The organism is Mycobacterium sp. TH-M82, from assembly GCF_057473605.1.
This window is the reverse complement of sequence record NZ_JBYCKY010000733.1, coordinates 1-23,711: the sequence shown is the minus strand read 5'-3', so window position 1 is coordinate 23,711 and position 23,711 is coordinate 1. Positions and strand designations below refer to the sequence as shown.

At 63.8% G+C, this 23,711-nt stretch carries 17 protein-coding genes; 10 read left to right on the top strand and 7 right to left on the bottom strand.

Features of this window, described 5'->3' with window-relative positions; all coding sequences use genetic code 11:
* Positions 1-25: 25 nt before the first annotated feature.
* Both AC2VON_RS21700 and AC2VON_RS21695 read left to right on the top strand, forming a co-directional pair.
* Complete coding sequence (locus AC2VON_RS21700; protein WP_486954705.1) at positions 26-1,015, top strand: DNA adenine methylase; 990 nt, start codon at positions 26-28, stop codon at positions 1,013-1,015.
* The gene (locus tag AC2VON_RS21695) at positions 1,012-1,857 is read left to right on the top strand and encodes a hypothetical protein (protein WP_486954704.1); all 846 of its coding nucleotides are present in this window, start codon (positions 1,012-1,014) and stop codon (positions 1,855-1,857) included. Before AC2VON_RS21700 ends, AC2VON_RS21695 begins: the two co-directional genes overlap by 4 nt.
* Before the next feature lie 22 nt (positions 1,858-1,879).
* Here the strand turns inward: AC2VON_RS21695 and AC2VON_RS21690 are convergent, their stop codons facing one another.
* Positions 1,880-3,271: a type IV secretory system conjugative DNA transfer family protein gene (locus AC2VON_RS21690; protein WP_486954703.1), complete on the bottom strand. Its 1,392-nt coding sequence runs from the start codon at positions 3,269-3,271 to the stop codon at positions 1,880-1,882.
* A 54-nt stretch (positions 3,272-3,325) separates the two neighbouring features.
* On the bottom strand, positions 3,326-9,196 hold the full coding sequence (gene mobF / locus AC2VON_RS21685; protein WP_486954702.1) for a MobF family relaxase: 5,871 nt from the start codon (positions 9,194-9,196) through the stop codon (positions 3,326-3,328).
* A gap of 242 nt (positions 9,197-9,438) precedes the next feature.
* Here mobF and AC2VON_RS21680 point away from each other — a divergent pair, with 242 nt between their 5' ends.
* From AC2VON_RS21680 to AC2VON_RS21660, 5 genes are all read left to right on the top strand, one after another.
* A complete protein-coding gene (locus tag AC2VON_RS21680) occupies positions 9,439-10,185 on the top strand; it encodes a TnsA-like heteromeric transposase endonuclease subunit (protein WP_486954701.1) in 747 nt (248 codons plus the stop codon).
* Between the two features lie 155 nt (positions 10,186-10,340).
* Complete coding sequence (locus tag AC2VON_RS21675) at positions 10,341-12,245, top strand: integrase (RefSeq protein WP_486954700.1); 1,905 nt, start codon at positions 10,341-10,343, stop codon at positions 12,243-12,245.
* Between the two features lie 20 nt (positions 12,246-12,265).
* Positions 12,266-13,309 (top strand): ATP-binding protein, encoded by a 1,044-nt coding sequence (locus AC2VON_RS21670; protein WP_486954699.1) that lies wholly within the window; start codon positions 12,266-12,268, stop codon positions 13,307-13,309.
* Positions 13,278-15,050, top strand: a complete 1,773-nt coding sequence (locus AC2VON_RS21665) for a TniQ family protein (RefSeq protein WP_486954698.1) — start codon at positions 13,278-13,280, stop codon at positions 15,048-15,050. Before AC2VON_RS21670 ends, AC2VON_RS21665 begins: the two co-directional genes overlap by 32 nt.
* Positions 15,051-15,188: 138 nt before the next feature.
* On the top strand, positions 15,189-15,455 hold the full coding sequence (locus AC2VON_RS21660) for a hypothetical protein (protein WP_486954697.1): 267 nt from the start codon (positions 15,189-15,191) through the stop codon (positions 15,453-15,455).
* 43 nt (positions 15,456-15,498) lie between these two features.
* On the opposite strand, the gene AC2VON_RS21655 is transcribed toward AC2VON_RS21660, so the two are convergent.
* Both AC2VON_RS21655 and AC2VON_RS21650 read right to left on the bottom strand, forming a co-directional pair.
* Entirely contained in the window at positions 15,499-16,113 is a 615-nt protein-coding gene (locus AC2VON_RS21655) for an Nmad2 family putative nucleotide modification protein (protein ID WP_486954696.1), read from the bottom strand.
* 6 nt (positions 16,114-16,119) lie between these two features.
* Entirely contained in the window at positions 16,120-16,587 is a 468-nt protein-coding gene (locus tag AC2VON_RS21650; RefSeq protein ID WP_486954695.1) for a TIR domain-containing protein, read from the bottom strand.
* Between the two features lie 61 nt (positions 16,588-16,648).
* On the opposite strand from AC2VON_RS21650, the gene AC2VON_RS21645 reads away from it, so the two are divergent.
* Genes AC2VON_RS21645 through AC2VON_RS21635 form a run of 3 tightly spaced genes read left to right on the top strand, consistent with a single transcriptional unit; the run spans position 16,649 to position 19,779 of the window.
* Positions 16,649-17,899 carry a toll/interleukin-1 receptor domain-containing protein gene (locus AC2VON_RS21645; protein WP_486954694.1) on the top strand — a complete coding sequence of 417 codons (1,251 nt, stop codon included), beginning with the start codon at positions 16,649-16,651 and terminating at the stop codon, positions 17,897-17,899.
* Positions 17,896-18,768 (top strand): hypothetical protein, encoded by an 873-nt coding sequence (locus AC2VON_RS21640; RefSeq protein WP_486954693.1) that lies wholly within the window; start codon positions 17,896-17,898, stop codon positions 18,766-18,768. Before AC2VON_RS21645 ends, AC2VON_RS21640 begins: the two co-directional genes overlap by 4 nt.
* Positions 18,769-18,771: 3 nt before the next feature.
* Positions 18,772-19,779 (top strand): nucleotide kinase domain-containing protein, encoded by a 1,008-nt coding sequence (locus AC2VON_RS21635; RefSeq protein ID WP_486954692.1) that lies wholly within the window; start codon positions 18,772-18,774, stop codon positions 19,777-19,779.
* A 7-nt stretch (positions 19,780-19,786) separates the two neighbouring features.
* Here AC2VON_RS21635 and AC2VON_RS21630 read toward each other — a convergent pair whose 3' ends face one another.
* The 3 genes from AC2VON_RS21630 to AC2VON_RS21620 form a co-directional block, all read right to left on the bottom strand.
* Positions 19,787-20,692: a MazG nucleotide pyrophosphohydrolase domain-containing protein gene (locus AC2VON_RS21630; protein ID WP_486954691.1), complete on the bottom strand. Its 906-nt coding sequence runs from the start codon at positions 20,690-20,692 to the stop codon at positions 19,787-19,789.
* A 755-nt stretch (positions 20,693-21,447) separates the two neighbouring features.
* Positions 21,448-22,494 carry a virulence RhuM family protein gene (locus tag AC2VON_RS21625; protein WP_486954690.1) on the bottom strand — a complete coding sequence of 349 codons (1,047 nt, stop codon included), beginning with the start codon at positions 22,492-22,494 and terminating at the stop codon, positions 21,448-21,450.
* A 63-nt stretch (positions 22,495-22,557) separates the two neighbouring features.
* Entirely contained in the window at positions 22,558-23,316 is a 759-nt protein-coding gene (locus AC2VON_RS21620) for a YfbU family protein (RefSeq protein ID WP_486954689.1), read from the bottom strand.
* Between the last annotated feature and the right edge of the window lie 395 nt (positions 23,317-23,711).

Sequence of the window (23,711 nt, the reverse complement as noted above, 5' to 3'; positions counted from 1 at the left end):
GCAGAGTTTTCCGCGCATTCGGTACATGGGATCCAAGTACCGGCTGCTGCCGCACTTGGAGCGGGTCTTTGCCGACATCGGCGGATCGACAGCTGTCGACGCGTTCTGCGGCTCGGGCGTGGTGTCCTATCTCCTCAAGGCTCAGGGGTATCAGGTCATCTCGAACGACTTCCTCACCTTCCCTACGGTCATTGCCCGCGCGGCGGTGGCGAACTCGACGGTGCAGCTGGAACCGGACCTGATCGACACGATTTGCGGGCCGCCGGCCGACGACCGCGACTTCATCCAGTCTCGATTTGACGGGCTCTACTTCACCGGCGAAGACCGGGCGTTCCTGGACTCCGCCTGGTCTCACATCGACCAGCTAGTCGGCTACCGACGCGACATCGCGATCGCAGCCTTGGTCCTGTCTGCCGCGCGCAAACAGCCTCGCGGGGTGTTCACCTTCACAGACTCGACCCGCTATGCCGATGGCCGCCGTGACCTCAAGATGAGCCTGCGTGATCATTTCCGCGAGCGGGCGGCCGACTACAACAGAATCGTGTTCAGCAACGGCCTGCGCAGCAAAGCCCGGACCGGCGATGTGTTCGACATCCCTGATACGACGCCGGATTTGGTCTACCTCGATCCCCCCTACGCTCCCCCCAGCGACGACAACGACTACATCAAGCGCTACCACTTCCTGGAGGGGCTGAGCGTGTACTGGCGTGGAGTGAACATCATGGAGCACACCAAGACCAAAAAGCTGGAAAAACGCTTCACCCCGTTTGCCTACAAGCGCACGATCGAAGATGCATTGAGCCGCACTTTCGAGCTATTTCAGGACGCAGGCACGATTGTGCTGTCGTATTCGTCGAACGCCATCCCGGACGCCGCGCGCATCATCGACCTGATGGGCAAAGTCAAACCCTGTGTGGAAGCGGTCGCAATCGACCACAAGTACAGTTTCGGGACGCATGCCGCTGCAACGCGGCGCGATGTCAGCGAGTACCTGTTTATCGGGCGAAGCCAGTGACCGTACCTGTTTCGTTCGACGACTACCTCGGTGCCTTGAGGACCCTCACTCCGCACGTGGACCCGACAGAACCGACGGCCAGCACCCAGGAAATCCGTGATGCCGTTGCCAGCCTCTCCGCAGTGTCGCCGATGACCAAATCGTCACTGGCACAGTGGGCCAACGCGCACGCGCACTGGGTCTACGTCTTCGGGTTGATCGTTGGCCTCGGTAAGGAAAAACTCTCGATGGCCCTGCGAGATGGGCTGAACACGTCGGGATTCGTCACCCTCGCACGTAAGAGCCCCGACATCCTCGTAGCGTTTCTCGATGATCGCTTCGATCTTGTTGCCATGGTGGGCAAGCAAGTCAATGCCCAGTACGGGTTGGCTGATGTGCTCATTGCCCGCGCCGGGACTCGCGTGACCGCGACACGGGCCAGCGAAGCGGGACGCTCGATCGAAGACATGATCGAGAAGATCGCCAATGACCTCGGCCTGCCATTTACCCTGAGGACACGGTTCCTCGGGCGCGGCGGGCAGACAGGTCCTGGCGACCTGGTTATTCCCAACACCGACGACGCGGCAATCGTAGTGGCCGCCAAAGGATTTGATTCAACAGGCAGCAAGCTCACCGCCGCCTACGAAGAAATCGCGAAGATGGCCGCCGTTCGGAAGCCAACGCAGTTCATCATGGCAGTCGTTGACGGCATCGGCTGGAAATCTCGCCAAGCCGACCTGCGGCGGATCCACAACCTGTGGGTCACCAAGGAAATCGACGGTCTGTACACGGTGTCATCGCTCGATCAGTTCCGCACAGACCTGGAGACCGCTGCGCGACTCCGAGGCCTCGTCGACTGCTGACGTGGACCGGAATTGGGTCGATTCAAGCACGACGACGGACGCGCTGGTCGACGACGCGGTCCCACATGGTGAGGAAATCCGACCAGTCAGGTATCGCGACTCGCTCTCCGGCGGTACCGCGACGGAGCAGTTGTGCTTCCTCTCGACTCCGTGGGAGAAAGTCTTGCCAGGCGATTGCTGCCCCGAATTGGCTGGATTGGGAGCGCCCACCGTTGTTCGATTCGTAGGACTCGGTACGCCGAGTGGCCAGGCCCTGCCAGTCGGAGGCTTGTTCGAGCAAGTGGCGCTCGTGGGCGCCGTACATGATCAGCGTGCCGGGGAAGATTTCGCGCAGGGCGTCAGCATATTTGGGTCCGTAGACGACGTCGAAGTGACTGCTGGCTTGTACGGTGGCCATGATGTTGACGCCAAGGCCGGCTGATTCGCCAACGTAGTTCAGCAGCGCCGGAAGCGGACAGGAGTTGCAGACTTCGTCGAGTTCGAGCAGCAGACGGTGGGTCAGCTGGTGGTTGGCCGTCTTCTTGCGGAAGTACTGGATGATGGAGTCGATGAGCGCGACCGCCGCGCCGGCAACGGTTCCGGTGTTGGGGGCGATCACGAACAGTGTGGCCTCGGGATCATCAAGCATGGTGACGTCGAACGAGTCGATGCTCAGTTCGTCGATCGCGGTCAGCTGGGTTTGAGGGTCACTTCCCATGAGGCCGAGGCGGATCCACGGGGTGATGGCCTTCTTGATCGTGATGGTGACGCTGTCGCGCAAGCGACCATCCATGCTCATCAGCTCCATCAGCGGTTCACGCAGATCACCGTGCGGGCAAAGCGCGTAGGCCGTCCTCCACGAGGGGTAGTCGACCTCACCGGGATGGTTCTCGTCATCCTGCTTGTCCCCGCGAGTTCCGGCTGCACGCAGCACCCAGGGCATCCCTTCGCCGTTGCCGAGTGGGCTGGCCGCATACAGCAGGCACGCCAGCGGCGCTGAGGCGCTAGTTTCCCAGAGTCCGCCAGCCGCGACGGTTTGGCCGCTGGAGGCACCGCCGAAGCCGACACCGCTTGTGGCCAGCATCGTTTCGGCGACGGTGAGCGCTTCGTCGGCAGTGGTGATCGCCCGGGTGGGGTCGGTGACCATGGGTTTTACGTTGGCCGGCCACACGAGGGTTTTCTGCGGGCGGAGGTCTATGACGGCGGTCGGCCCGGTAAAGCGGCGGGTCAGGACAAGCTCGGCGAGGTCCTCCTTCGAGGAAACGCAGACGACGGGGCCCGGATGCACCACCGCGGCGGGCGCAAGGATGCGCCGAGTCTTGCCGGTGCGAGTCGGAGCCGAGATGGCGAGGTGTGGGGCGCTTTCGGCCATGTAGGGGCGTGAATCTGCGTAGAGCAGACCGCAGTACGGAGTGTATGTCGTGGGGGTCATCATCTGCCGATCATCGGGGTCAAGCCGCTCCCTGGTCCAACGGTAGGAGCCGATTTCCTACAGATCAGGGCCGTCCGGTCGTGGGGCAAGGTCGTGCTCGGGACCAGGGTCGCGGCCGGGGAATCGGCCGCCGACGTGGTGGACATCGTTGCTGACTCGGTGCTGCTTACGCAGCTGGTCGCGCTTTTCCAGGGCGGCCTGGAGTTCGTCGGTGAGGTGGGTGGCGTCCAAGCGGCTGATCTGGGTGAGTGCGGGTTGTACGTCGGGGGCACCTGCTGTGACAGGGGGGCGGGCGCGGTCGATGCGGCCGGTTGGGTCGGTGATGGTCTGCGCCCAGGGCAGGTCCGTGTTCAGCAGCTGCAGCAGTTGGTGGGCGGGCTGGGGCGGCCAGGTGGGAGTGGTGGTGTCGAGCAGGATCAGCCGGGCCTGGTGGGCCGCGGCGTGTTCGGCGAGGTCGGCGAGCATTGCGGGTTCGGCGTCGGCGGCGGAGTCGATGACGATGATGTCCCCGGCGTCGGCGTGCCACTGCCCGCCGGTGAGCTGCTGGTGCAGCTCGGCCAGGCTCGGGTGCTCGGGCCGTCGGGTGGTGGCGTGGTAGGTGCGGCGGCCGGCTGCGGCGGCGGCCTGGTCGAGCTCGACCACCGCGGCGTCGAGCACGGGGCTCGGTTGTGCGGTCAGCATGCTGATGGTGAAGGGTTGCGCCGCTGCGGTGGCCACCGCAGCCCGCACCGCATCATCGTCGTGGCTTGTGGTGAGGGCCAGTGGGTTTCGGGTGTCGGTGACACCGGCGGCGGTCAACGTCCGTAGTTCGTGGTCGAGTTCGGTGAGGTGTCCGGCGGACAGGATGTAGTCCAGGGCGCTGGTGTCGGTGGCGGTGAAGGCTGCGGCGGTGATGAGTTCGGCGCGGTCCAGGTCGTGGCGCAGGTTGGCAGCGTGGGCGCTGGCCTCACGCAGGGCGGTGTAGTCGGCGCCGGTCGCCGCGGCGATAGCGCGTTCGACGTCGGCGCTGGTGATGATCTTGTCCGCGCCGCCGGCCGCAGCGGCACGGGCGGCGGTGGCTTCGGTCAGGGCGGGGTAGAACTGCTCGGCAGGGGAGAGGTCCGGCAGCATCATGCGGCGCACGGCGATGTCGGCGCGGGCAGAGGCGACGTCGAGCGGGTCGGCGTCGGGGTCGGCCAGAAGCCGGTCAAGCTGGGCTCGCGCCCAATCGACCTGGGCCTGTGCGGCGGCGTGGACGGTTTCGGCGTCGGCCCACGCATCCATCACGTCCTGCACGGCCGACAGGTAGGGGCGGTCGGCTTCGGCCGCGGCCCGCATTTCGCGAATCCGGTCCGCGGCGGCCACCATGTTGGGGCCGTTGAAGATCGCGACGGCTTTCGCCAGTTCGGTGTGAGTGTTCAGGGCGTGTTGGTAGTCGGTGCGTACCGCGGCGACGTCGAGTAGTGCGGCTGGTAGAGGCGGTGCCGGGGTACGGGTGGTCGACAGGTCCTCGAATGCCAGGCCGCCGAGCTCGTCGCCGTCGTGGTCGGGGTAGTAGTGGTCGCCGTCGATCGGTCGCTCGAGGTCCGCCGGCGGCGACGCGAGCCACGGGGCGTCGAGTTCGACGTGCGGATCGCTGACCGCGTGGTGCTGCTCGGGGTCCAGCTGCACCAGCTGTTCGTGTTCTTCGTCTGTCAGGGGTGGGTGCTCTGGCAGGGGGGCACCGCGGTGGTCGCCAGCGGCGTGGTCGGCGGTGGTGATCATGTCGACGCTGGCGGTGATCAGCCGGGCGTAGTGCTGGGGTGCGATCTCGGTATGGGTCGGGTCGGCCTCAGTGAGGTGCTCAGCCGCGAGGGTGAGCAGATCGGCCGGGGTCCAGCGGTCGGGGTCGGCGGCAGCGATCGTGGCGACCAAACCGGGCCACGCGGTATCGGCGGCGATGAGTTCGGCTGTGGCGGTGCCGAATACACCGGCTAGGTCGGATAGCCAGTCCGGGGTGATCTTGGAGTGGGCGGCGTGCAGGGTGGTGGTGTGGTGTAGGCGACCGGCCAGGCGCCACCACAGGGCGGCTGCGGGCAGCTCGTCGGGCAGGGGCCGTTCGGTGGCGGCTTCGCGCACCAGTGCTCCCAGGTCGGGGCGGACCGGGGCGATGGTGGCCAGATGGTCGGCCAGCGTCGGCCAGTAGGAGTCGGTGCGGATGGCCGGGTTGATGCCGTCGATGAGTTCGGCGAACCGCGACGTCGCGGGCCGGTGGGTGCCGATGGTGTCGATCGCCGCATCGAGCAACAGATGCTGGATGGCGCGCGGCCGCGCAGCGAACAGCGGAGCCCCCAGGAGCCGACTGTCTTCGGCGGTGACGTTGTGGGCGGCGCGGAAGACGGCGATCTCGGCGGCTAGGCCGTGGGCGTCGGCGTGGATCAGTGGCAGCGCCCACGCGGGTGCGGTGGCAGGTGTCCAGGCCTGCGCCTGGGTGCGGATGTCCTCGGCCAGTTCGGTGACCAGCTGTGCCCGGTTGGTGAGGTAGCCGCCGATGTTCGGGTCGTCGACGAGGACCTGGGGTATTGCGGGCAGCCAGCGCAAGGGTCCGATGCCGGCGGAGTGCCCGCCGGTGGGGTCGATGCGCCAGTCGAGTACCGCCGCCGGGTCGGCAGCATCGTCCAGGCCTCCGCGGGCCACAGCGTCGGCCAGGTCGGTGTCCGGGTCGCCGCCGGCGCAGGCGATGAGGGCGAGGTGTTTGCGCAGGACCGGCCAGGAGGCGGCAGCCGACAGGCCGGGGTGAGTGCGGTCGGCCAGGGCCGCCAGGGCGTCGAGGCGGTCCAGGCCAAGCTCGTGTTCGGCGAGGCTGGCCAGCGCATCGGCGTACATCGCGGCGGCGGGCCCCAAGCGCAGCGCGGGGTCGGCGGCTTGGCGGCTAGCGGTGGTGGCCGAGATTTGGGCGCCGTCGCGGGCCAGGATCTTGGTGAGCACGTCCACCGCGGTATCCGGATGGGTCGCCTTCGGCGCCAGCACCCGGTGTGGATCGGCTTCGGCCGTCGAGAGGTAGATGTGGTTTTCGACGCGGGCGCGTGACATGGCGACGTAGAGCTGCTGGCGGCTCAGGTGCTCGGCACCGACGACGTGGCAGCTGTGTCCGGCGGTGAGGCCTTGAGCGCCGTCGATGGTGTTGGCGTAGCCGAGGGTCACGTGCTCGGACACGTAGCCGGCGGGCAGCGTGATGTGGCGGCCGGTCCCGTTGTGCCGGGCCCGCAGACCCCCGTCGTCGAGGACTTCGGTGATCGTGAACGTGTAGCCGTTGCGGACGTAGTCGGTCCCGGTCAATTGCAGCTTGCGGGCGTTTTCGCGGGTGCGGATGATCTCGCCGACGTAGCCGGGAAGCCCATCGGCGAGCTGGGTGGATCGTCCCGGGGTCCAGGTGGGGTCGGCGGCCAGGGCGTCGGCGGCGCGGGCGGCCTGCGCACGGGCGTTGAGTGAGTCCACGAGGTCGTTGGTCGGGGCGAGCAGGATGCTGTGCTGCCCGGCTGTGGTGTCGGTGTGCCAGGCGGCGAAGGCCATGTCGGCGGCGGTGGCATCCGCGCCGACGTGCACGCGGTGGTGGTCGATGTAATAGCCGATGCCGGCGGGGTCACCGGCCCGCAACGCGAGGGTGGCGGCTCCCTGGTCGGGGGTGGTGAACCGCACCAGCTGGGAGAGGGTGAGGGCTTCGGTTTCGGTAGCGATGTCGCGCAGGATGCCGCCGGCGCCAATGGAGGCGATCTGCCCGTCATCGCCGACCAGCCGCACACTCGCGCCACGGGCGAGCGCATGGCCGATAACGGTGTCGAGTTGCAGGGTGCCGGCCAGTCCGGCTTCGTCGATGATGACCAGGCTGGATTCATCAACACCGGTGAACCATTCGGGCTCTGGGGATCTGGCCCAGTTGTCCGTGAGTTGGATGTACTTGTCGAGGGTGTCGGCGGGTGCCCCGAGATCGGTGCCCAAGTTGATGGCGGCGGCGGCGGTCGGGGCCAGGCCGACCACGTTGCCACCGGAGCTGCGCCACGCATGCGACAGGGCCGCCATGGCGGTGGTCTTGCCGGAGCCGGCCGGGGCCAGCGCGAGCGCGACGCGGCGCCCGTTGGTGGCCATCTCGCGCACCAGGGCCTCCTGCCCCGGGTTGAGGGTCTTGTCGCGGGCGGCGGCGTCTTCGAGTGCCAGGTCGATGTCGGCGGTGTCCACGGTGCGGCCGTCGCGGCGGTGCGCGGCATCGAGCAGTCGGCGCTCGGCGGCGACGATCTCATTGGAGGTGTAGAGGGCCACCCCGTCGCGGCTGTAAATGCTGGCGCCGTCGCGACGGCGAAGCGCGGCCGGTTCGCCCATGTCCGCATCACCGATGCGCGCTATTGGGCGCGAAATCCCCTCACCCAAAGCCGCGGAAGTGATGCGTGCAGCCAGGGTGTCGTCGGCGGCGACTCCGTGGGCGCGCACGATGCGCTGCGCCTCGGCCAGCACGTGATGACGCTGCCAGGTGGAGCGCGACAGTGCGACCGTGGTGATCGCATCGCGGGCGCGGTCATCAACCCATTGCGCGTCAATCGCAGGCGCGGGCCTTGCGGGTGTTGCAGCCAGGGCAGCGCCGAGCATCTGGGTCAGATGGTGGGTGCTGCCGAGGACTTCGATGGCCTCGGCCCGCCACGTCTGGCGCTGCTCGGCCACCGACCGTGGTTCGTGTTTGGCCTCGCGGGATTCCAGCGTGGCCTGCTGAGCCAGCGCGATAGCCTCGACGTTGGTCGGCTCGCGTCCATGATCGGCCTGAAACCGCTTCGACAGCTCAGCGGTGCGGGCTTCGATCGCCGCCCGGCGCGACGACCAGCGGCTCATCAATTCAGGACTGACACCGTCTATTTCCCGGATTGCTCGCTTACCTCGCCCCGGTGGGGTGACCTCATGAAATTGCAGCCCGAGACGCTGCCCGAGGTGGGCTTCCAGGCGGGTGTTGTAGAGCTCGGAGGCAGCAACCATCACCCGGTGCAACGGCTGTCCATCCAGGGCCAACCAGCGCTGTGCACCGTTGGCGTCAACGTGGGCGACCTTGTTGGAAATCGCCACGTGCGTGTGCAGATCCGGGTCCCCGGCACGCGAGTCGCGGTGGGTGAACGCGGCCCCGATCAGCCCGGTGGTGTCGACCTGGGCGATGCCGTCATGGCCGGTGCGCGTGAACGCCGCACGTTCCTCCAAGAACGCCAGGGCGTCGGCCACTGCGGAGTCGTGGGCTTGCTCGATGGTGGTGGCGACTTCCAGGGGTGCGACCGCCCACAGCGTCGAGACGGATTTGACCGGCGAGAACGTCACGTCATAGCCCGCGACAGCCGTTGTGGCGGCGCGGGTGTTGCGGGCGATATACCCGGAAAGCTCACGATCATCGGCGGGCGGCCGACCGTGTTCTTCGGCGAAACGCTCGCGGGCGACGGCGGTGCGGATCGTCGCCCGAATCTCCGGTTCGATCGCTGCCGCCCAATGCTTTCCGGCGTCGGTGTTGTGCTCGCGGTAGGCCACCGCCAATGCCTGCTGGAACTTCGTTTCGCCGCTGCGGATCGCGAACGGGGTGCCCAATCGGGCGGCACTGATGGCTGCGCGTTCGTGGGCTCCGCGGGCCAGCTGGTAGTCGGTGATGTCAACGGCGTTGGGGTGCAGGCCTTCCCCGAACAATGCGGCCATCTGGGCTTCGCTGACTGGTGAGGATTCGGGGACCGTCCAGAGTTTGGCGACGGTCTCGGTGGGGATCATCCGCCCGCCGGTGTCGGCCAACGACGCCAGCCCGGAGCCGACCCACCGGCCCGGCGATTCGCCCTTGGCCGAGTAGTAGTCGGCCAGTGAGGCGCGGCCCCGCTCGGTGCTGTCGGCGGCGGCGACCTGGCGGGTCAGGTAGGTGTAGCCGTCGCCGGCGGTCAACTTGTGCAGCGTCGCTGTCACCAGTCACCTCCCGCCGAACCTCTAGCGCGAACGCTAGGAACTCGACAGGTGTCAAATCCAACACTAGCCCGGCGACCGTTATCAAACCGTTACCTAGATGCAAGAGGTGTGTGGGATTTGGGTGGTGAGCAGGTGGAGGTAGGTAGGCGTGTAGGAATCCGTCTAACTTGTCGGATTGTCATTTAGCTGTCGGATGCGTGTCGGAAAGTCATCAACGTGTCGGCGTCAGGCACAGTCAGGTTGTGACATCCGCCAAGGGTGCAGCAACCGAAGTCAGCTACATCGCCGACGACGGTGAGCCCGTCACGGTGGACTTCGACCGCGTCGATGCCGGTCGGGTGGTGCGCGGTCGGCCAGTCCGCATCCCGGTGTCGCGGGCGGGGCAACGGAACTATTCGGGCCTCTACTGGTCTTCAACGACTCAGGCGCATCTGGTCTACGAGAGTCTTCTGGAACGCGACCGGCTTCTGCTTGCCGATTTCTGTCCGTCCGTCGCATGGGTGGCCGCTCAGCCCTTCTGGATGCGCGGGTACGACGGATCGGCGTTCCGCCGTCACGTGCCCGACCTCTTGCTGCAGCATCGGAACGGCTCCTTCACCGTGGTCGACGTGAAGCCCAATCGGATGCTGGAGAAGCCCAAGGTGGTCGAAGTCTTGAAGTGGACCGACCGGGTGTGCCGGGAGCGTGGTTGGCAGTACGAGGTGTGGTCGGGCACCGACCCCACGGAGCTGAGCAACGTGCGCTTTCTGAGCCTGGCGAAGCGATCTCGGTTCGTCGACCGTGCCGCGTCCGAGCGTGTGTCTGCGGTCGCGACGGACGGAATGACTATCGATCAGATTCTCAGGGCGTCGCAGGACGGGAGCGCCGTCACTCGTTCGGCGGCGATGACTGCGTTGTTGGAGCAGCTTTGGCTGTCTCGTTGGGCGACGGACTTGAGTATCCCGCTGTCTGGAACGTCGGCGATCACGGTCGGTAGTGCGGCCGCATGAGTTCTGGACGGTTCGATCTGGCGGTCGGAGCCGATCTGTGGTTTGCAGGTGCGCTGTGGCGTGTCCATCGCATCGATAGTCGCGGGGTTGAGCTCTTCTCAGATCGGACCGCGACGCGAGTTCCCTTCGATCGTCTCCTTGCCGAAGGACGACCGGTGAATGAGGTGGAGTCTCGGGACGCCGACGAGGAGCTCGTGCCGGTCATCCTCGGGTCACTCACCAGTAGGCAACGAGATGCACTGGAGGCGCGGGCAGGCCATATCCGTGACGTCATCGCAGTCGTCTCCGTCGGTGGGAAGTCTGCTGGCGATGCGTACCGCGAGAAGGCCGCGGAACTTGGGGTATCCGATCGCACCGTCGAACGCTGGGTTGCCGGTTATCGGATGTCGGGTTTGGCTGGGATTGCCGATAGCCGACTGCTGCAGAAGCGCCGTTCCACCGTCGACGTCCGATGGGACGCGATGTGCGTCCGCGTTCTAGACGAACTGGTCGGAGCTTCCACACCGACGAGGAACGTCGTAATCGACACTGTCAATCGCAGGGTGGACGCGGAGTACGGAGCTGGCGAGGTGTGTGTCCCATCGCCGTCGACGGCACGGCGGCGCTTGGACGCGTTGTCGAAGGGGCGGTCCGCCTTCGGCAGTGCCAAGAACCGCCGATCCGTTGCCAACCTCCCACCGGGGGTTTACGGCCGCCTGCGCGCGACCCGACCCGGCGAGTTCGCGATGCTGGACACAACGCCGCTGGATGTGTTTGCGATGGAGCCGGTGACGCTGCGGTGGGTGCCGGTGGAGTTGACCATCGCCATGGATGTCTACACGCGCTGCATCCTGGGTGCGCAGCTCACCCCGTTGTCGACGAAGGCGCGCGATGTGGCGAACGTGCTCTATCAGGCGGTCACGCCACCCCGCACTTCGACGACCGGGGACGTGGCGGTGTGGCCATTTCACGGAGTTCCCCTCAACGTGGTGACTGAGTACGAGTTGTCGGAGGAGGACGCACCCGACCGCGATGTCACCGTCACGAGCTGTTTGCCGGAGACCATCGTGGTGGATCACGGCAAGCAGTACCTGTCGGAACACGTGATCGGCGCGTGTGCACGATTGGGGATTTCGGTGCAGCCGGCGATCGCCCGAAAGCCCACCGACAAGCCGATGGTCGAGCGGTTCTTTCGCACGTTGCGGGAGTCGTTGCTGCAACACCTGCCGGCCTATAAGGGGCCCGACGTGTACTCTCGCGGCGCCGACGTAGAGGGCAAGGCCTTCTACTATGTCGCCGAACTCGAACAGATCATCCGCGAGTGGATCGGCTCGGTCTATCACCGCACCAAGCACGACGGCCTGTGTATCCCCAGCCTGCCGCGAGAACGCTTCTCCCCGGTCGAGATGTACGAGATCGGACTCGCACGCAGCGGATCGTTGTCCCTGCCGGCGCGCGCTGAACTCGTCTATGAGTTTCTTGACGTCGAGTGGAGGACCATCCAGAACTACGGTGTCGAGGCCAACGGGCAGCGCTACGACGGCGAAGGGCTCAACGGGTTTCGGCTCCGAAAGTCGCCCTACCAAGGCGCACACGCCGGGTTGTGGCCGATCTCGATCGACTCTGACGATGTCCGCTTCGCGTACTTCCGCAACCCCGACACCGGTGAATGGTCGCGGCTGGAGTGGGAGCACGCTCACGCTTTGACATCGCCGTTCAGTCAGGAAGCTGCCGACTACGCCAAGCGCGTCAGCGTCCGCACCAATCGGCACGTGAATCCGTCGAGCGCGGTGCACGATCTGCTCGGTAGTTGGGGCCGGGACGAAGTTCTCAGTCGCCGGGACAAAGCACTTGCCCGCCGCTTGTCCAGCCAGCGGTTGGTCGATGTGGCAGGCAAGGCCGCAGAGCCGATCTCGCCAGAAGAGGATCGCGAGGAGGCGGCCCTGCCGGCAGTCATCGACCTGGTCGCGCGGATGCCGAAAGCAACAGCTTTGGGCGATGTCGTGGACGATCTCGATGTGTTCGATCGCTATTACGACGAGCATCCCGACGAGGATGCGTTCGAGGTCTTTCACGAATGAGAAACCGGTGGGCCCGATGGTTGGCGACGAACGGTAGCGCCCGCTACCAGCTGTCCCGAAAACAGGGCTGGGATGCCTTCGCGTGCGCAGGCCCACGCGACGACTTCGAAGTGCTGAGTCGTCGCGACATGGACGCGCTGCCCGACGATCAACGGGAGGACTACGACGAGGCGCGGATGGTGTGGAACGCCAACCTTCCGACGGTGAAGACCGCACAGCTCAAGACCGCTTACGGAGTCATCGATCAGGTCATGGCATCGAATAGGCGTGACGGGGACCGGTTGCGTGGCTCGGTCGTGATCGATGCCGAGCCTGGCCTCGGCAAGACGACCATCGCGACTCGCTACGCGCGAGACTTTCACCAGAAGGCGTATCGACGCGAAGGGCCGACCACACCCGACGGCCATCAGCGCCTACCGGTCGCGTTCGTTCCGCTCAGTGCTGGGATCACCTTGAAGGGTCTCAATCAGCAGATTCTGCGGTTCTACGGTCATCCCGCCGTGGATCGGGCGTCCACATCTCGGCTCGGTGCACTGGCGGTCGATTGCGTGACCAGTTGTGAGACCAGGTTGATCGTGATCGACGATCTCCACTTCATCGACTTCCGGCATCGCCACGGCGCGGAGGTATCGAACCACCTCAAGGGCCTCGCGAATGAGATGGCGGTGACGTTCGTCTACGTCGGGGTCAAGTTGCGCGAGAAGCGGTTCTTCGACGAGGGCCTCATCGGCGAGCAGGCCGCGTACGCGCAAACCAGTCGCCGTGCCACACGGTGCCCGGTCGCGCCGTTCGTGATCAAGACCGACGCGGGATTTCGCAGCTGGGTCAGTTTGCTTCGCGTCATGGAAAGCCACCTCAAACTCGCGGACGCCACACCCGGCATGCTGGTCGATCACGCCAAGGAGCTCCACCGCCGAACACAAGGAAGAATCGCCTCGCTGACCAACCTCCTCGATCGCGTCAGCTATCTGGCAATCACCACCGGTGTCGAAACCATCACCGAGGACCTGATCGCGAACACCACCATCGACAATGCCGCTCAGGTCAGCAGCCAAACCGCCTGAGCCAACAAACCCGGGGTGCTCGCTGCGGGCGATTCCCGGCGGCTACGACATCGATCGCTGGCCCATCGCGTGCGCTATCCACTCGGACGAAACTATCGAGTCCTGGTTGGCCCGAGCGGCCGACCGGTACGGTATCACGCCACGAGAGTTGCTCGCCGAAGCTGGCATTACCGACCGTATCGAGCGCCCAGGCCGGTTGGCGCGGATGGTGCGCCAACACGCCGCCCAGCTGGCAGGCACGTTGGGCTGCTCGCAAGCCGACGTACATTCAGCCGCCGCGGAAATGCTGCCCAACAGTGCGGTCGTGGAATACCTCTGCCGCTACCACGCGGTCACCCGGCCCACACCTGCGGGCAGTGCGTTCTGCCCTGAGTGCCTGTCGGAGCCCGACCCGCACTGGAAGCGCGAATGGTCAAGTGTTTTCGCCATCACCTGCGGCATTCATGGGTGTTTGCTGGTGCGCATCTGCCCACGCTGCAGTGAACAACCCTGGTCGACATCGTCGTGGCTGTCGCAGGAACCTGACACTCCGATCTATCAGTGCCCCAACCGGCCGAGGCGCCCGAGTGGTCGCATGAGGCGAACTCGGCGCTGCAACTTCGATCTGCGCTCCATCGAACCCTTCGAGATGGACGCCGACGCCGTCGGCGCCCACCGACTGGCATTCCAGCTGTGGCAGCAGTACGCACACGACCCGGCCAGCCGGTTACGCGTTACCGACATCGAAGTCACTGCGACGATCGCCTTCGATTCCTTGTGCCAGCTCGTAGACGAATCGATCAGGATCTTCACCCTCTTCGAGGACGACTACGATCGCACGGCGTTGGTGCGTGCGCTGCGCAACGCAGGCGAGGTCCTGTCCTCGGAATCGGCGTCGGCCGCCGCGGACAAGGCCGACGCTGTTGGACTTCTGAATCCCGCGGGCCCCACTACACCCATCGGTCCCGACAACGTGCTGCTACGTAGGAAACGCAATCCCCTGCTCGCTGCGATACGCCTTGACTCAGTCCGCGCCACGCTGAGCCCGGCTGCCCAGCTCACGTTCGACTGCGGTAACCGCCATCCCCGCTACCCAATTCGCGAAAACACTGACCGCACTTGGCAACGACTCCCCGAACACCATCACGAGCTCCCCGAACTCGACCCGGCGCGGATCCCACAGGTACTGTGGCCGGGAACTGTGTGGGCTGGCGCCGGAGACACCACCACACTCGCTGCCGCAGCGCAAGCGATGGCACTGACCAAGATCGGCGACACCCGCCCGTGGACGATCATCGCCCTGGACCTGGGCCTGCCGAAGGGTATGGCCACACCGGTCACACAATACTGGCGCCAAGTCGTCCGCAATGGACACTGGCCCGAAGCGCTTGCCGCCCTGACCAATCTGAAGGAACAACTCCGCCACCACCCACCGCCGATCGACTACCAGCAACGCCGCATCATCGCCGACGACCCACGACGACTCGTACTAGCCTTGAAACGAGCGGGTGCCAGCAGCCGCACCACGAGCCGGGCGGAATTCGGCGACGCTGTTCGCCGCTACTGGGAACATTTCACCGGAGGCGATATCCGCTATGCGCCGTTCCCGTACGCGCTTCGGGCAGAGGAGCCAACAGACTGGCAGCAAAAGCGCTCGCACATTGATGACGAGCACGGCGAGATATTTCGGGCTGCCTACGAGCTGATGACCACATCGGATTCGTTACGGCCTGACGGTCCTCTGATGTGGCAGCCCCCTTGAAGGGGCAAAGGGCACGGCACACCGGAAGTCCACGACGCCCGTGCCAGCGCCTCTTCCGATTACCGTCGCGCCGGACTTAAAGACCTGCTGACGCTAACACTGCTGAAACTCCCGGCGCAAGAACAACGTTCGCTGTCCTTGGCGACACAATTCCGTGAGATCCAAGCTGAGATCAACTACTGGGACGCGTCCAAGCTCATTCTCGCCGCGCAACGGCTGCGCAAAGACGGCACCCGAGGGATCCGACTGGGCGACATCATCGATATCCACAACCACGTCGTTGGCGGCACCCAAACAACGCTAACCGCAGACCCATCCCGAGACGGACGAATCACGGCACGCGCAAACCACACCCTCGGATCTGATCACGCGGTATGGAAGAACATGTTGTCACAAGTCGGATGAATCCTGATGGGCAATGCCTCGATTCAACTCAGCTGCAAGCAGTCTAGCTCCTGGTTTTTGGCCAGTCAGCGGGCGGCGCTTGATATCCGACGGGTAGTTCGTTAATCCAAGCGACGAATACGGCGATCATCTCCGGCGTATAGGGCTGGTATGTGTGATCACGTCCTGGCTCACTCAAATCAGTCCCGTTCCAGTCGACGAGCTCCCGGGGCAGGTCTGGCCCCTGTCCACCCCAGTACGTGAACCGTGACGAAATGAGAACAGCATCTGCGCTTGTGTCGCGAATTATGTGGCTTTCGTTCGCCTCTCCCGACTCCAGGCTGTGCCGGCAGTCTGACTGAAGCCATCGACCGTCGGCGGCGCGATGATAGACGTTGTCGCCGTATCTGTACTTCAGACTTCCTCGCCGGTCAGCCTTTTTGCGTTGGAATCGGGCATCATTCCAGTATTTGTCGAAGGTGAGTTTCTCCTCGACCTCCATGGCAAAGACCAGCCGCCCCGTCGTTCCCTGCGCTTTAGAACCAACGCCTACGACCCAGTCGCCGCGCTCCGCCTTCTTACGAACCCGCGGCTTACACGTCGCCAGGGTACAGACCCCATGGAACGGGTTCGGAGCGAATCCGATGTCATAGACGACTTTGTAGCTGAAGAGTCGCACCTGCGGTTAACACCCGATCCGGCTGACTGGCTGTGGTAGACGCGGGGTACCAGTCGACTCCTCCCAAACTCGCTCACCGTTGAGCGCGTTCACGATCTTGTCTGCGTCCCAGGAGACCATTGAGTCAGCATGCTGTTCCAGCGATTCGGGGACCTCGCACCCCTGCGAAGTGGGCGCCCAGACGCCAATGATGTCCTTGCCCTGCTTCTCCGCATAGTCGATTTCCCAATCAACCCATGGATGGTTCTTGGTATCCGGCGTGACGATGACGATGACCTTGCCCGCCCACTTGATGTTGGGGGCCAAAATCTCGCTCTTGATGTAGGCCTCGCTGGTCGCGTCGTTCGGGTTATCACTGGTGACCGATGAGTCCCGGATTACGACATTTCGGCCCTCCAGAAGTGTCTTTAGTTCAGCCACCAGCGCGTCGTCTTCGTGCCGGTGGCTGATGAACACGTTGTGCATGTCCGACATGTGTCCCGTCCTCCTTGTTCGCCTCCATCATGGTACGAACAGGGGGTGACAAGTAGCCCGGATGAGAAGCGGTGATGTCATGCTGCTGCCTCCGATACTCGAGATTTTCGTCCTCTGGCACCCGGACGATATTGCCGGCCAGGTGGTCGCCGACGCGCTCTTGGATCATTTCCACGGGACCGCGTTTTCGGGCCTCGTCGGGGGTGCCGTTGAGGTTTACACACGCAGTAGTGCGTGGGACGGACGTCAGGGGCCGCCCCGGCCTCTGCCATTCGTGGAGCAATTGCCAAACGGTCTAGCCCCCGCAGCCGTAACGGTGGTAGTCCCAGTGATGGGAGTCAACCTCGCGCGCGCTCTCCAAGATGATTCCGAGTGGCTCCGCTACTTCGAGGACATGGTCAATGCGCGGCGCGAGAATCCGAACGTGGCGCTATTCGGTCTTGTCGTCGATCCGGCCGCGACGGCTCCCGATGGACATTTGTCGCGATTGTTGGGGCCAGAACAGACCCTTGATCGGGCTGGCGCCAACAACAGCCAGGTCCTCACTCGGGACCTCTGCCACTCTGTTACCGGGTTCGTTGACGGCGATGGCGATCGCCGCCTGCGGGTTTTCATCAGCCACACGAAGCGATACACGCCGGCAGAGCAACCAGATCGTGTCAGTGAACTCGTCGGCCGCGTACGTCACATCATCGGCGAGACACATATGTCGGCCTTTTTCGATGAGGCCGATCTTCAACCGGGTGTGCAATGGGAAGCCGAACTCACGAGCGCGGCCGAATCAAGCGCATTACTCGTCGTCCGCACCGACCTCTATGCAAGCCGCGAATGGTGCCAGCGGGAAGTCCTCGCGGCCAAACAGGCGGACATGCCGGTCGTCGTCCTCCAAGCGCTGCACCAAGGCGAGGAACGCGGCTGCTTCCTCATGGATCACGTACCGTCAGTGGCCATTCAGTCCGCTGACGACGCCGACCACGTGCGTACTTCGATCGAAGAAGCGCTCGCGAAGCTAGTTGACGAGGCCCTGAAGCGCGCGCTCTGGCGCCGGCAACGGTCCCGCCTTAGCAGCTATGGATTCGATTGGCTGCCGGCTAACGCTCCAGAACCAACGACGCTCGCTCACTGGTTGCGCAGCGTAGAAAAACAGCCAACCCCGGAGGATAAGCTGTTCGTGCTCCATCCGGACCCTCCCCTATGTAGCCCGGAGATCTCGGCAATCAATGATCTACTTGCCGTCGGAATGATCGAAGGCGCGCTCGAAATTCTGACGCCAAGGACATTTGCGAATCGTGGAGGACAGGTTCAGCGATGACGCGCCCGGACCCCCACCTCATCCCCAAGGACGCACTGGACGGCATCACCGTCGGCATCTCTGTATCCGACAGCGCCGACCTCCATCGGCTGGGCCTCACCGATCGCCACCTCGAACTTGCTGTCGGAGAGATCACCCGAGCCGTGCTCATTGCCGGCGGCATGGTGATGTACGGAGGACGTCTCCAACCATCTGGATTCACCCAGCAACTCATGAACGAGGTCCAGCGGTTTGCGACCACACGGCATGCGCTCACGCTATGCGTCGCATTGCCCGAACACATTCAGATGGACAACCACGAATTGCAGAAGATCGATGCTTCACTCGGGACAGCGGGACGCCTCATCACCCTTGACGGCGACGGTAACCCGATTCGTTGGCAAGAACGTTCGCAGCCGCAGCATCCATTGACAGACGAACAACGGATTGCTGCCTACAGCGGCCTACGCCGATACATGGCAGGCGCCACGACAGGACGGATCGTCATTGGTGGCCAGCTCCGAAATTACAAGGGAGCAATGCCGGGCGTGATTGAAGAAGTACTGTTCTCGATCGAGTCGGATCAACCCGTCTATCTTGCCGGCGGCTTCGGCGGCGCTGCGGCTGCCATCGCACGACGTCTCGACGCGGGCTCGTTCGAGTGGTTTCCCGAGGCGCTGCCCGCGGGCGCCACGGACGCACTAGTTCAGGAAGCCCTGGACCAATTGGCCGCAGCCGCAACCACCCGGGGGTGGACTGTTGGTGCGGACGGACTGACCTCTGAGCGCCGCAAATTGCTTTGGGCGTCGCATCGGCCTGGCGAAGTTGCCTCGCTCGCGGTGCTGGGGCTCGCGGCTCAGACTGGCGCTGGTCCTCAGAAGGCAGACTGACCTATGCGGCATATCCACCGTCGCACCCCGCCGCGACCCGGACCCGGCTTCGACATCTACTGGCGTTTCGCGGCGGAGCGTCAGAAGGTATACCGCCGGAGACTCGAAGGCATGACCGGGTCAGCCCTCACCTCCGACATTGTCCTGCGGCAACACCGGTTTACTAATGCTTACCGCGCCAGCGACAGGGTTAGTCAATTTCTCATCACCGATGTCATCTACGACAAGGAAAGAAACTGGGCTGACACCTTCGCGCGGGTCCTGGTTTTCAAGGTTTTCAATCGCATTGATACTTGGCAGCATCTGCAATCCTGTGTAGCTGAAGTCGACGCGGACACTCTGCTCAGCGAGGAACTCGACACCGCGATTGATCATCGCGCACGCAAGGGACCTATCTACAACGCCGCCTACATCATGCCGCCACCTCGGAATAGCACCGGCTCAAAGTTCCGTCGACATCTCAGCCTGCTTAGGCAGATGATCCGAGATCACGCTCACGAGCGGATCGCAACGGCTCCCTCCATGTCTGTCGCATTCGACATCCTCACCAGCTATGACTCGATTGGGCCATTCCTCGCGTATCAGTTCTTGATCGATCTCAACTACACGCCACATCTCGGATTTTCCGAGGACGAATACGTCGTCGCCGGCCCAGGTGCGCTGCGTGGAATTCGTAAGTGCCTGAGTGACCCCGGCGACTATTCACCGTCAGACATCATCCGTTGGGTCGCCGACCAGCAGGCCAACGCTTTTGATGAGCGCGACCTCGAGTGGCATGATCTGTGGGGGCGTTCACTTCAACTCATAGACGCCCAGAATCTGTTCTGCGAAGTCGACAAGTACACACGGCAAGCAAGTCCTGAGCTATCCAAATTTGCGCCAGGGTCACGGATAAAGCAGAGGTACACACCAATTTCTGATCCACTTACTGCTTGGTTCCCACCAAAATGGGGTGTGAACGACGCAATTCCCGAGATCTACCAGCGTCCCGAACCCACCTACCTCTACTAATAGACCATCAATTTCCCACGAGCCTAAGCGCCCTTGCGTCGAGATCCAATTCGACAACCCCGCCACCCGAAGCACGCAGCGACCTGAAGACATCGAAGGCCTGGCGGTAGGTGCGCTTCCACGCCACCGGAGGTTGATCCTCAACTTCGAGACCACGCACAGTTCTGCGCACATGTTTGATGAGATCCCAGCCCAGGAGATCGTCAGTCGCCTCGAAATCGTCAGGTTCGACGAAATTAAAAACAAATGCGGCGAGACCCTCCTCGATCGCCACCGCACGGGCCCCGTCCTGAACCCTATCGGTTTCGCCGTCGCCTGCCTTGCGTTTCGCTCCCATGAGCCCTCGCAATACCGGCGACCACCCAAGCACTGCAGCGTGGGCGAGGTGTATAACATCGTGATACCGATAGCCATCATCGACGGCAAGATTATCGTCCAATGGGTCGCCTAGCTGCTTCCGTTGGCGATTTTTTTCGACGCGTTCTGCCAATTCCCCGAGCGGCTCCATCCTAACGATCGGCACTGCCCCGGAATTATCTTCAACAAAGCGCACTGACATTCGACGCGGTAGACGCTGAGAATCCGGCCAGCCCGTGTCATACTCACTCGGCGGTGGCAGCTCCGCCGCGAAATTGAGCGCCGCCTTGGTCAGGCTCTGCTCGGCAACCACGTCCAGGTCTAGCGAAAGCCTGTTCGCGGCGGCGGCTACGTACCACAACAGGTCGCCTAGTTCTTCCGCGACCCGTCCAGCGAGCCCGGCCGGAGGATGCCCCTCCCGGAACCACTTCTTCGCCTCGCTCACCACCGAGCCCGCTTCGCCTGCGAGGCCGTGTAGCACTATCTGCAGTCCGCGATCAGAATCGGCCGTACGATCGGTCTCACTGGCCCTCGTGGCAAACTCGCGCAACTCCATTAGCTCTCCTCTCCAGATTGTCACGCCGTGCGAAAGCAATACTTCCAGCAGACACGGGTAACGAAGCGCTCCCACTGCTGCATCCGTTGAAGCGCTCCCTATAGGCGATGCATTGTTGCCAGAGTTGGCTCACCGGTGCTGGCAAATGCGTCAAATCTTGTCTCACATGCGTGCGCACTTCCGTCGCAACCAGTACGACCGGTTGCCGACAAATTACCGGATCGGGCAGTTAAGGACCGCGTGGCCGCCCTGAGGAATCCGATACCATAGCGACAGTCGCCGACCGGCACGTTGCCGAGAAACCAACGCCGCCGGAACTCAGCCGGACCTTCGACAACTTCCCACACCGCCGCTGGTGCAGGCCTTCGGCGTTCCTCGCCCTCCGTGGCTCGACGAGGACGGCACGCTGCGGTCCTTCTACATGCTCAGAGAGGGCAATCGCGCCTTCGAAGAGTGGGCACAGCAGTACTACAGCGTTCCTGTCGACCCCTCGTCGTAACATTGCTGCAGGGCAGCCGAGGGAATCAAGCGCCTCATCCTGTTCGTCGCTGCTGACACATGCATAGCCAAGACGGCGACCGGTGGGGCAGAGCGGTCCGAGGCTCGAAGCACCGCGGTGGCCGTGAAGCCCGCCGACAATCTCACCGCGTAGCCGCGGTTCGGGGCCAGGGACGGCGACTTCTTACTGCCGTTATCCCCAGCTCAGCGGTATTCAACGCCGACAAAATCGACGACTCCTCACGCCAACCGCTGCCTCAATCCTCGGGGCGTTCATTGATCGCTTGGCGGGTCGCCTGCTCAATCTCACGGAGGTGCTCGTTCTCGGCCTCGATCCGCTCGGCCTCCCTACGGGCGGCGTCGAACTTGGCATACTCACCCGCGGCATGCGCCTCGGCCGTCGCACGGCTGACGGTGCCAGGGCCCTTGAGAACGGTGCGCTCACTGAACGTCAGGAACTGGTCGGTGTACTTCACCCAGTCCTGCATCGTCGTCTGCTGCCGGCGCGCGGCGCGGTCCTCCGCGAAGTCGAGGTACATCGTCGACAGCCGGTTGAGCTCGCTGATCTCGTCCTGGTTGAGGTAGTTCTTCGCCACTTTGGTGTCGGCCTTCTTAACCCGTCGGCCATCCCAGCTCGTGAGTCCCATGTTGTCCTTGGTCGCGTCGGACCGTGCCACCACCAGCTCGGCGGCGGTGGCCCCTGTGACTGCGTAGGTGATCTTGTTCTGCACGGTGGCGAAGAACTCTCGGGCGATCGGTGAGCTGCTGTCGTAGTCGACGGCTGTGGTGAAGATGTCCTTGACCTTTTGGTAGAACCGCTTCTCCGAGGCGCGGATGTCGCGGATGCGCTCAAGCAGTTCGTCGAAGTAGTCGACGCCCCATGGGTTCTTCAGGCGCCGGTCATCGATGGCGAAGCCCTTGATCAGGTACTCCTGCAGCACGGTGTTCGCCCAGCGCCGGAACTGGGATGCCCGGGCGGAGCGGACACGGAATCCGACTGCGAGGATGAGTTCGAGGCTGTACGCGTCGATCGACCGCGTGACCTCACGGCCGCCTTCGCGTTGAACCCTTCGGAATTTCCGATAAGTTGCCTCTGACGTGCACTCTTGGTCGTCGTAGACATTCCGGATGTGCTCGCTGATGGTCGCCTGGCTCTTGTCGAACAGCTCCGACATCTGAGCCTGCGTCAACCAGATTGTGCCGTCGATCGGATGGAGTTCGACCCGGAAGCGGCCGTCGTCGCTTGCGTAGACGATGAACTCGCCTCTATCGGCCGGGATGAGTTCGTTGTCGTCGTCGGTCACTAATTCCTCCTGGTTATGCGCCTAGCGGGCGGGCCGTGTCGGTCTCAGACGATTCGGGCCGAGTTACCCACGTCGTGAGGGGTGGACCCGAGCACCGGCGATTAGCTCCAACTCGTCCATGGACAGCAGGTAGTCGTCCGGATCGAACCCGCGATCACGGCTGTCCATGATGCGGCGGTACGCGGCCAGCATCCGGAGGTAGATGTCGAGTGTGCGGTGGTGGGAGTTTCCGCCGTCGTTGCGGTCTAGCTGCGGCTGCAGCTCGGTCCAGTGATCCTCGTCCACCAGGAATTCGACGTAGCTGGCCATGTGGCTTTCGAGCCCATCGTTGTGGTCGAAGCCCCGGAATTCCAGCCGGTTGCTCAACTCGTCGCTGACGGTCACCCCCTGCTTTTCCAGGCGCTGGATGCTGAAGGTGATCGCGCGGAACATCGAGAGGATATCCAGTACGCGATCACAGTCACGCTTGGACAACTCGGTGCGGAACCCGGCGACTTCTCTCCAGTATTCCCCGGTGAAGCCTGCCTCGATTATTCGCGCACGCTCCAGCTGGTCATCCCCATCCCCGTCCACGCCGTTAGCGCCCTCGGGCAGAACACGCGCCAGGATGCGGTGGAGCATCGAGAGCATCTGCCGGTCGGTCAGCCGCATCGTCTCCGGCGCCGGCTCGTCGCCATGCTCGACCTCCCGCTCGAATACGGGCACGACTGCCGCCATGAGGAGGTCGCGGACGTACTCGCTGAGCGAGACTCCTTCGGCGTCGGCCATCTCCTTGAGCTGGTCGCGGATCCGGTCTTCCACGCGAATGTTCAGAACAGCCATGCCACCCCCTTTTGTAGGTGCGTATGACGAATATCGTAGCACCGTCATACGCATAGGTGCTGTGGTGCGGCGAGTCATCAGCGATTCGAGGCGCCCTCCAGCGGCGGTCAAGACACTTGACAGTCCGGGCCGTGCGCCCAACGCAGAGACAACTGATCGCCTCGCAGTAATGCGCCGCTACCGCGGCTATCCGAGGATTTCGACACCTTGGCGAGAACCGTCGCACGACACCATCGTGGCAATCCCCAGTTCAGCGGTATTCAACGCCGACAACATCAACGACTTCCTACAAGGCGGCTGTAGATTCCGGCGAATCGTGTCGGTTTCCGAAGTTCGTGTCGGTGGCGTGTCGGAATTCCGAATCTGATGTCGGCGGGTTGAGACTGGCGCTGTGG

What these genes read in the sequence shown, in the direction of transcription:
- AC2VON_RS21645 (WP_486954694.1), top strand. Translation starts at nt 16,649, where the DNA reads ATGAGAAGCGGTGATGTCATGCTGCTGCCTCCGATACTCGAGATTTTC.
- AC2VON_RS21700 (WP_486954705.1), top strand. Translation starts at nt 26, where the DNA reads ATGGGATCCAAGTACCGGCTGCTGCCGCACTTGGAGCGGGTCTTTGCC.
- AC2VON_RS21635 (WP_486954692.1), top strand. Translation starts at nt 18,772, where the DNA reads ATGCGGCATATCCACCGTCGCACCCCGCCGCGACCCGGACCCGGCTTC.
- AC2VON_RS21690 (WP_486954703.1), bottom strand. Translation starts at nt 3,271, where the DNA reads ATGATGACCCCCACGACATACACTCCGTACTGCGGTCTGCTCTACGCA.
- AC2VON_RS21640 (WP_486954693.1), top strand. Translation starts at nt 17,896, where the DNA reads ATGACGCGCCCGGACCCCCACCTCATCCCCAAGGACGCACTGGACGGC.
- AC2VON_RS21630 (WP_486954691.1), bottom strand. Translation starts at nt 20,692, where the DNA reads ATGGAGTTGCGCGAGTTTGCCACGAGGGCCAGTGAGACCGATCGTACG.
- AC2VON_RS21665 (WP_486954698.1), top strand. Translation starts at nt 13,278, where the DNA reads ATGCCGCTCAGGTCAGCAGCCAAACCGCCTGAGCCAACAAACCCGGGG.
- AC2VON_RS21650 (WP_486954695.1), bottom strand. Translation starts at nt 16,587, where the DNA reads ATGTCGGACATGCACAACGTGTTCATCAGCCACCGGCACGAAGACGAC.
- AC2VON_RS21620 (WP_486954689.1), bottom strand. Translation starts at nt 23,316, where the DNA reads ATGGCTGTTCTGAACATTCGCGTGGAAGACCGGATCCGCGACCAGCTC.